General features: G+C 65.0%; 5 protein-coding genes and 2 pseudogenes. 4 read left to right on the top strand and 3 right to left on the bottom strand.

All coding sequences use genetic code 11. The annotated features are described in order from the left end of the window. Window positions 1–2,147: pseudogene (locus tag ADBZ6K_RS24975) on the bottom strand (MMPL/RND family transporter); the annotation flags it as partial. Next, window positions 2,144–2,572 carry an MmpS family transport accessory protein gene (locus ADBZ6K_RS24970; protein WP_526351781.1) on the bottom strand — a complete coding sequence of 143 codons (429 nt, stop codon included), beginning with the start codon at window positions 2,570–2,572 and terminating at the stop codon, window positions 2,144–2,146. The gene ADBZ6K_RS24970 and the pseudogene ADBZ6K_RS24975, both read right to left, overlap by 4 nt. A gap of 254 nt (window positions 2,573–2,826) precedes the next feature. Between ADBZ6K_RS24970 and ADBZ6K_RS24965 the strand changes: the two genes are divergently transcribed. Next, window positions 2,827–3,417: a TetR/AcrR family transcriptional regulator gene (locus tag ADBZ6K_RS24965; RefSeq protein ID WP_526351779.1), complete on the top strand. Its 591-nt coding sequence runs from the start codon at window positions 2,827–2,829 to the stop codon at window positions 3,415–3,417. Window positions 3,418–3,424: 7 nt separating this feature from the next. On the opposite strand, the gene ADBZ6K_RS24960 is transcribed toward ADBZ6K_RS24965, so the two are convergent. Then, window positions 3,425–3,547, bottom strand: a complete 123-nt coding sequence (locus ADBZ6K_RS24960; RefSeq protein WP_526351777.1) for a hypothetical protein — start codon at window positions 3,545–3,547, stop codon at window positions 3,425–3,427. Window positions 3,548–3,942: 395 nt separating this feature from the next. Between ADBZ6K_RS24960 and ADBZ6K_RS24955 the strand changes: the two genes are divergently transcribed. From ADBZ6K_RS24955 to rhaI, 3 genes and pseudogenes are all read left to right on the top strand, one after another. After that, a complete protein-coding gene (locus tag ADBZ6K_RS24955) occupies window positions 3,943–5,178 on the top strand; it encodes an IS256 family transposase (protein WP_526351775.1) in 1,236 nt (411 codons plus the stop codon). 118 nt (window positions 5,179–5,296) lie between these two features. Then, a pseudogene (locus tag ADBZ6K_RS24950) lies at window positions 5,297–6,626 on the top strand (MFS transporter). A 28-nt stretch (window positions 6,627–6,654) separates the two neighbouring features. Beyond that, entirely contained in the window at window positions 6,655–7,821 is a 1,167-nt protein-coding gene (gene rhaI / locus ADBZ6K_RS24945; RefSeq protein WP_526351773.1) for an L-rhamnose isomerase, read from the top strand. The last annotated feature ends 1 nt before the right edge of the window (window position 7,822 follow it).

Here is a 7,822-nt window from a genome sequence, read left to right as displayed (position 1 = left end):
GCCCTCGTGGGAGATGATGAAGCGCACCGCGTGGCCGTCAGGGGAGAGGAACATCGTCATGCCGCGTTTGAAGTCGGGGTTGTCGAAGGCTTCGGCGGCAGGTAGAACGAGTCGTCGTTCTTGGCGGCGTCGAATGCCTGGCCCATCGCCGTCGTTGTCCATCATCGCCGCCATCTGATCCTGCATCTCCACCAGGGTCGAATACGCCGTCAGCATCATGTCTTCATCGACTTCATGGTCGCGATCATCTCGGGCATCATGGTCAGCATCTGCGGCATCAGCACGTCGAGGCGTTCCATGTCCGGCATCATCGCCTGGATGTCGTCGGTCATCAAAGACGTCGTCCATGCCGTCGAACACCGATCTGATCGACCAGCGAACAGGATGTCGTAGCAGTGCGGCTCCCAGTAGACGAAGTTGCGCAGCGGACGGAAGAAGTCGTCGAAATCGGCGATGTGATCCTGGTCGGCCACATCGATGGTCATGTCCTTCATGCTCGACCATGTTGTGCGTAGTGGCGGCCATCTCGGTGGTGATCGCCTGCATCTTCTCCATCGTGTCGATGGTGTTCTGCATCTCGTCGGCCTGCACCAGCATTTCGGCCATCCGGTCGGACATGTACTTCTGGTTCATCTGCTGGGTGGTGCCCTGCATGCCGATGAGGATCTGTGTTGATCAGGGTGCCCAGCGATCTGGAAAGGGATCGAGGTGTGTTCGATCGGGGTGCCCAACGGCCGGGTGATGGCCTGAACGCGGCCGATGCCGGGCACCCGGAAGATGGATTTGGCGACCTTGTCGATGACCAGGAAGTCGGCGGGGTTGCGCAGGTCGTGATCGCTTTCGATCATCAGCAGTTCGGGGTTCATCCGGGCCTGCGAGAAATGCCGGTCGGCCGCGGCGTAGCCGACGTTGGCGGGGATGTCGGCGGGCATGTAGTTGCGGTCGTTGTAGCTGGTGCGGTAGCCGGGCAGGGTGAGCAGCCCGATCAGCGACAGGGCGATGGTGGCCACCAGGATCGGGCCGGGCCAGCGCACGGTCGCGGCGCCGACCTTGCGCCAGCCGCGGATGCGCATGGCGCGTTTGGGTTCCAGCAGGCCGAACCGGCTGGCCACCGTGACGATGGCGGCGCCGAGCGTCATCGAGCAGAAGACCACCACGAGCATGCCGATGGCCAGCGGAATGAACGTCGCGCCGGCGATGGTCAGACCCGAGCCCAACACCACGTGGGCGGTGCCGTGATACATGGTGTAGAACGCCGATTCGCGGGATTCGCCGACCGAGCGGGCCTCCTGGTAGCGGCCGATCAGGAAGATCGCGTAGTCCGTCGATGCCGCTATCGCCAGGGTCACCAGCAGGTTGGTGGCGAACGTCGACAGCCCGATGATGTCGTGAAAGCCCAGGAACGCGATGACGCCGCGCGCGGCGGCCAACGACAACACCACCATGACCAGCACGATCACCGTCGTGACGATCGACCGGTAGACCAGTAGCAGCATCGTGATGATCACCGCGAAGGTGACTATCTCGATGGTCCGCATACTGCTGTCGCCGGCCTCCATCTGGTTGGCCGCCAGCGCCGACGGACCGGTGACGTAGGCGTGCACCCCGTCGGGGGCGGGGACGCTGTCGACGATGTTCTGGGCGGCTTCGACGGATTCGTTGGCCAGCGCCTCACCCTGGTTGCCCGCCAGGTACACCTGGACGTAGGCGGCCTTGCCGTCGGGGCTCTGGGATCCGGCGGCGGTGAGCGGGTCGCTCCAGAAATCCTGGACGTGCTCCACATGGGTGGTGTCGGCCTTGAGTTTGGCGACGATCTCGTCGTAGTACTTGTGCGCGTCGTCGCCGAGCGGCTGATCGCCCTCCAGCACGATCATGACCGAGCTGTTCGACTTGTACTCTCCGAACACCTCGCCGATGCGTTTCATCGCGATCGTGGATGGCGCGGTTTCCGGGCTCATCGAGACCGACCGCATCTGCCCGACGGCCTCCAGCTGCGGCACCACGACATTGAGCACGGCGATGAGCACGACCCAGCCGAGGATGATCGGCAGCGCGAGGCTGCGGATCAGGTGGGCGATGCCGGAGCGCTTTGCGTGCTGCGCCGCCGGGACGGCGGCGGTGGGGGTGTCGGTGGTGGGTGCGGTCATGCGGATTTCACCAGGCAGAAGGTTTGGGCGTTGACGCCGTCGGAGGTGCGTTGGTCTTTGAGTTCGTCGTCGACGGTGATGCGGCAGCTGATGGTGTCACCGTCGCCTTGGGCGACGATGTTGGGGAAGACCGAGGGTGCGGTGGTGGACAGGGTCAGTGACCAGGGCAGGGCGGCGCCGTCGACGCGTTGGGGTTGGGCGTTGAGGTCGAGGTAGTTGATGTCGGCGGTGGCGCCGGGGACGCCGTAGACCTGGTAGGTGACGACCTTGGGTTCGAAGGGTTTGGTGTCGTCTTCCATGGCGGTGGACACCCCGACGGTGTCGGGGCCGCCGAAGAAGGTGCGGATCCTCATCACCGTGAAACCCGCGATCGCGACCACCACAACGATCACCAACGGGATCCAGCCCCGCTTGAGCAATCGCATATCGAAACATCCTCCGCCCGTAGCCGACTCAGACCGGCGACCGGCCCGTGGTCAGGCTCCCGGTGACGGCCGGACGTGCAGGTCGTCGCCGATGTGGAGACCATCAAAGTTTCCGATCGACAGCCGAACGCTAACCGACTGGCTATGCTTGGGCAAGCCGATCGGCTAACTATCACAGTTTCGGCCGGTCATTGGGTTACGGTCAGCACCGCGGCTTCCCGCGCGGTCGGCAGGACGGCGACGGAGGTAACGGCTTGGCCAAGCCGGTTGCTCAGCGCGGATTCGCGCGCGAGCGGTTGATCGAGGCGGCTCTCGCCTTGTTCGCCGAGCATGGGGTCAGCGGGACATCGCTGCAGATGATCGCCGACCGCCTCGGGGTGAGCAAGGCCGCGGTGTACTACCAGTTCCAGTCCAAGGACGACATCGCGTTGGCCGTCGTCGGGCCGGTGTTCGACGATCTGGTACGCCTGATCAGTATCGCGGAAGGGCTTCCGTCCCCGGTCGCGCGGCGTGAGACGGCGGTGAGTGGACTGATCGAACTGGCCGTACGGCATCGCCGGGTGACCGCGGTATTCCACGGCGATCCGACCATCGAGCGGATCTGCGAAAGCCGCGCCGAGTTCAAGGACACCATCGAACGGTTCGCCGGACTTCTGCTCGGCCCTGAGCCCGACGCCGCCACCCGGATCACCATCTCGATGGTGTCGGCGGGGATCCACGGGTGCTGTTCGGATCCCCGCCTCGCGGACGTCGATTCGGCCGACCTGCGCCGCGTCCTGCTCGGGTGTTCTCAGCAGTTGCTCGGTGCGATCGATGCCGGCGGCGAAGCGCGGCGGGTTCAGTAGGCCAGACTTAGGCCAGCCCGCCGGCGTCGAGCAGTGACCCGCCGTGACGCTGCAGACACCGCACCGTGCGGCCGTCGGCGGCCGTGGCGTGTGCGGTGTACGCCTCCTGCCACAGAAGCTCCGTGGCCATCTGCTTGCCCTGCCTTCGTCGTCGATGGTGTTGAGTTCGGCGCAAGCCGATTTTCGTGGTGAGCCGTCGGTCGGATAGGGGTTGACGGGGCGCACGCCATGCACCTATCGTGACCTCACTCACTAATTGAAACGTTTCAAATCGAAAGGGCGCGACAATGGGCGACGTTAAGACGGACCGGGTGTGCTTCCTGCTGCAGCTCAATCCCGACCGCGTCGGGGACTACCTCGCCGCCCACGAGGGGTAAGTCCCCTGGCGTGGTGGGGTTTCGGGGATCCGGGGATGACGGTGCCGGACCTTGTGTCGGGTGTGTCGCTGCCGGGGTTGGGGTGGGTCATCGCGTAGTGGTCAGTGAGTTACCTACCAAGTGACTCACGACAAGGACACACCACGCGATGACCCATGACCATTCTGCCCTGCTCGCCCAGCTTGATGCGTTGAAGTCTGCCGATGCCGGCGCGGTGTTCGCCGAGCTGATCCGCGCCGGGCTGCAGCAGCTCATCGAGGCCGAGGCCACCGCCATGATCGGCGCCGGCCGCTACCAACGCAGCGATGGACGCACGGTGCACCGCAACGGGCACCGACCGAAGACGGTGTCGACTACCTCCGGTGACATTGAGGTGCAGATCCCCAAGTTGCGGGCCGGGTCGTTCTTCCCGTCGCTGCTGGAGCGCCGCCGCCGCATCGACCGGGCGCTGCATGCGGTGATCATGGAGGCCTACGTCCACGGGGTGTCGACCCGCAGCGTCGATGATCTGGTGGCCGCGATGGGCGTCGAGGCGGGGGTGTCCAAGTCGGAGGTCTCGCGGATCTGCGCCGGCCTCGATAAGGAGATCGAGGCATTTCGCACCCGCAGCCTGGCCCACACCGAGTTTCCGTACGTGTTCTGTGATGCGACGTTCTGCAAGGTCCGTATCGGGGCGCACGTGGTCTCTCAGGCCTTGGTGGTGGCTACCGGGGTGTCGATCGATGGCACCCGCGAAGTGCTGGGCACCGCGGTCGGTGACAGCGAGTCCTACGAGTTCTGGCGCGAGTTTTTGGCGTCGCTGAAAGCACGGGGACTGACCGGGGTGCATCTGGTCATCTCCGACGCCCACGCTGGGCTTAAAGCCGCTGTGGCACAACAGTTCAGCAACTCATCGTGGCAGCGGTGCCGGGTGCACTTCATGCGCAATCTGCACACCGCAGTGTCCGCGAAGCACACTCCGGCGGTGACCGCGGCGGTCAAGACGATCTTCGCCCACACCGACCCGGCCGAGGTCGCCGCCCAGTGGGATCGGGTCGCCGACACCCTGGCGGCCAGCTTCCCGAAAGTCGCCTCAATGATGAGCGAGGCCAAGACCGATGTGCTGGCGTTCACCGCGTTCCCGGGGGCGCATTGGCAGAAGATCTGGTCGAACAATCCGATCGAGCGGTTGAACAAGGAGATCAAGCGCCGCGCTGATGTCGTGGAGATCTTTCCCAACCCGGCGGCGTTCCTGCGACTGGCCACCGCGGTGGTCATCGAATCCCACGACGAGTGGCAAGTCACCCGCCGCTACCTCTCCGATGTCTCCATGGACGAACTACGCACCGTCATCGCCAAGAAACACGCCGCCGCAGCACTTGCCAAACAACACCAAATCACCTAGCGTTCAACATGACTCGTTGATCGCAAACGCGTGAACCACGCCAGATCCGAAGTCCACCACTCCCTGGGACGCTATCCCCACGAGGACGTGTGGCCGGAGATGCTCGGGGCCCTGCGCGATGCGGGTTGGCGGAATTACTCGCTGTTCGTCCGGCCCGGCGACGGGCTGGTCTNACCATTGCGGTCGCCATGTCGAACTACATCGAGGCGGGGTCGATCATCGCCATCGCCACCAGCCTGGGCTTCTGGCAGGCGGCGTTCGGAATCAGCAATTTCGGCGTCGGCCTGCTTGCCGCGCTCAGCGCCAACGCATTCGGCGCGGCGATCGGCGCCATCCTCGGCGGCCCGCTGTGCGACCGGTTCGGCCGCAAGGCGATCTACACCTACGACCTGCTCGTCTACATGGTCGGAGTGCTGATCGCAGCCTTCGCGATGAACTTCACCATGCTGCTGGCGGCGTTCGTGATCACCGGCATCGCCGTCGGCGCAGGCGTTCCGGCGTCCTGGACGTACATCGCCGAACAGGCCCCCTCCGTCGAACGTGCCAAACACGTCGGCACCGCGCAGCTTGCCTGGTCGATCGGCCCGCTGATCGGCTTCGCGCTGGCCGCCCTGCTCGCGCCGCTCGGCCTGGTCGGGTCCCGGTTGATCTTCCTGCACCTGTTCGTGGTTGCCGCAATCGTCTGGTGGGTCCGCCAGGGTCTGCAGGAATCCCAGATCTGGAAGGAGGAGGGCTTGCATGAATCCAGTCGGATGGCTTCCGCGGTCGGTCGCCGGGGGGTGAAAGGATTGTTCTCCCGCAAGGTCAACATCACCGCGTTGCTGTTCCTCGGCGGCATCTACCTGTTCTGGAACACGGTGGCCGGGCAGGCGGGCATCTTCATGCCCCGCGTCTACGACACCGCCGGATTGCACAGCCCGGTGGCGCAGAACCTGCTGCAGGTGCTGGTGTGGGGCTGCACGGTTGCCGCCACGTACGTCGGATTCATGCGGTACGCCGACCGGATGAGTCAGCGGTTGCTCTACGTCATCGGAGCGGCACTGGGCATCGCCGGCTGGATTGTGCTGGTCGCCTTCACCGACGGCGGCGTGCCGACGATGCTGCTCTTCGCGGTGCTGTGGGGTGTGTCCTCGGGCATCGGTGCGCAGGCGTTCTACTCGCTGTGGGCCAGTGAGCTCTTCGCGACCCCGTACCGGGCCAGTGCGCAGGGCGTGATGTTCTGCGTGGTGCGCTGCTTCACCGGGCTGCTCAGCTACTTCTTCCCGACGCTGCTCGCCGTGGCCGGGCTGCCCGCTGTCGGCATCCTGCTCGTCGCCCTGCTCACTGTCGCGCTCGTGATCGGTGCGCTCTGGGCGCCGCAGACCCGAGGAAAGACGTTGCAGCAGATCGAGGTCGAGCGCTACGGCGTGCCCGTCGCGGACCCTACTACCGTGAAGGCGGGGGCCTGAGATGAGTGCGAACAGCGGAGGCACACCGATGACTGAAACAACCTTTGCGGGAACGGTTCTCAAGAATCTTGCCATCGAGTTGCCCTCCTGGGCATTCGGCAACTCCGGCACCCGGTTCAAGGTGTTCGGCACTCCCGGCACCCCGCGCACGATCCACGAGAAGATCGCCGACGCCGCGACCGTGCACCGGTTCACCGGCCTGGCACCGGCCGTGGCCCTGCACATCCCGTGGGACACCGTCGACGACTACTCGGCGCTCGGCGAGTACGCGCAGGACCAGGGTGTGCGGCTGGGGACCATCAACTCCAACACCTTCCAGGACGACGACTACAAGTTCGGCAGTCTCACCCACACCGACAAGACGGTGCGGCAGAAGGCCATCGACCATCACCTGTCCTGCATCGACATCATGAATGAGACGGGTTCGCGGGACCTGAAGATCTGGCTGGCCGACGGCACCAACTATCCCGGTCAGGGCGACATCCGCGGCCGCCAGGACCGGCTGGCCGAATCGCTGTCCGCTATCTACCAGCACATCGGCGTCAACCAACGAATGGTGCTGGAGTACAAGTTCTTCGAGCCGGCGATGTACGTGACCGATGTGCCGGACTGGGGCACCTCCTATGCCCATGTCAGCGCACTCGGCGAGAGGGCCAAGGTGTGCCTGGACACCGGCCACCATGCACCCGGCACCAATATCGAATTCATCGTTGCCCAATTGCTGCGGCTGGGAAAGCTGGGGTCGTTCGACTTCAACTCCCGCTTCTACGCCGACGACGATCTGATCGTCGGCGCGGCCGATCCGTTCCAGTTGTTCCGGATCATGTTCGAGGTAATCCGGGGTGGTGCACTGGATTCGGGCTCCGACGTTGCGCTGATGCTCGACCAGTGTCACAACGTCGAGGCCAAGATCGCGGGCCAGATCCGTTCGGTCCTCAACGTTTCGGAGATGACCGCCAGGGCGCTGCTGGTCGACGCCGCTGCGCTGGCGGCCGCCCAGGAAGCCGGGGATGTGCTGGGCGCCAACGCTCTCTTCATGGACGCCTTCTACACCGACGTGCGTCCCGCGCTGGCGCAATGGCGAGCGGACCGGGGCCTGCCCGCCGATCCGATGACCGCGTTCGCCGAATCGGGCTATCAGGACACCATCGACGCCGAGCGCATCGGCGGCACGCAATCGAGCTGGGGAGCATGAC

The organism is Mycobacterium sp. (genome assembly GCF_044223235.1).
GTDB lineage: Bacteria > Actinomycetota > Actinomycetes > Mycobacteriales > Mycobacteriaceae > Mycobacterium.
The sequence above is the reverse complement of the archived record's forward strand: the minus strand, read 5'-3'. Positions and strand labels throughout refer to the sequence as shown.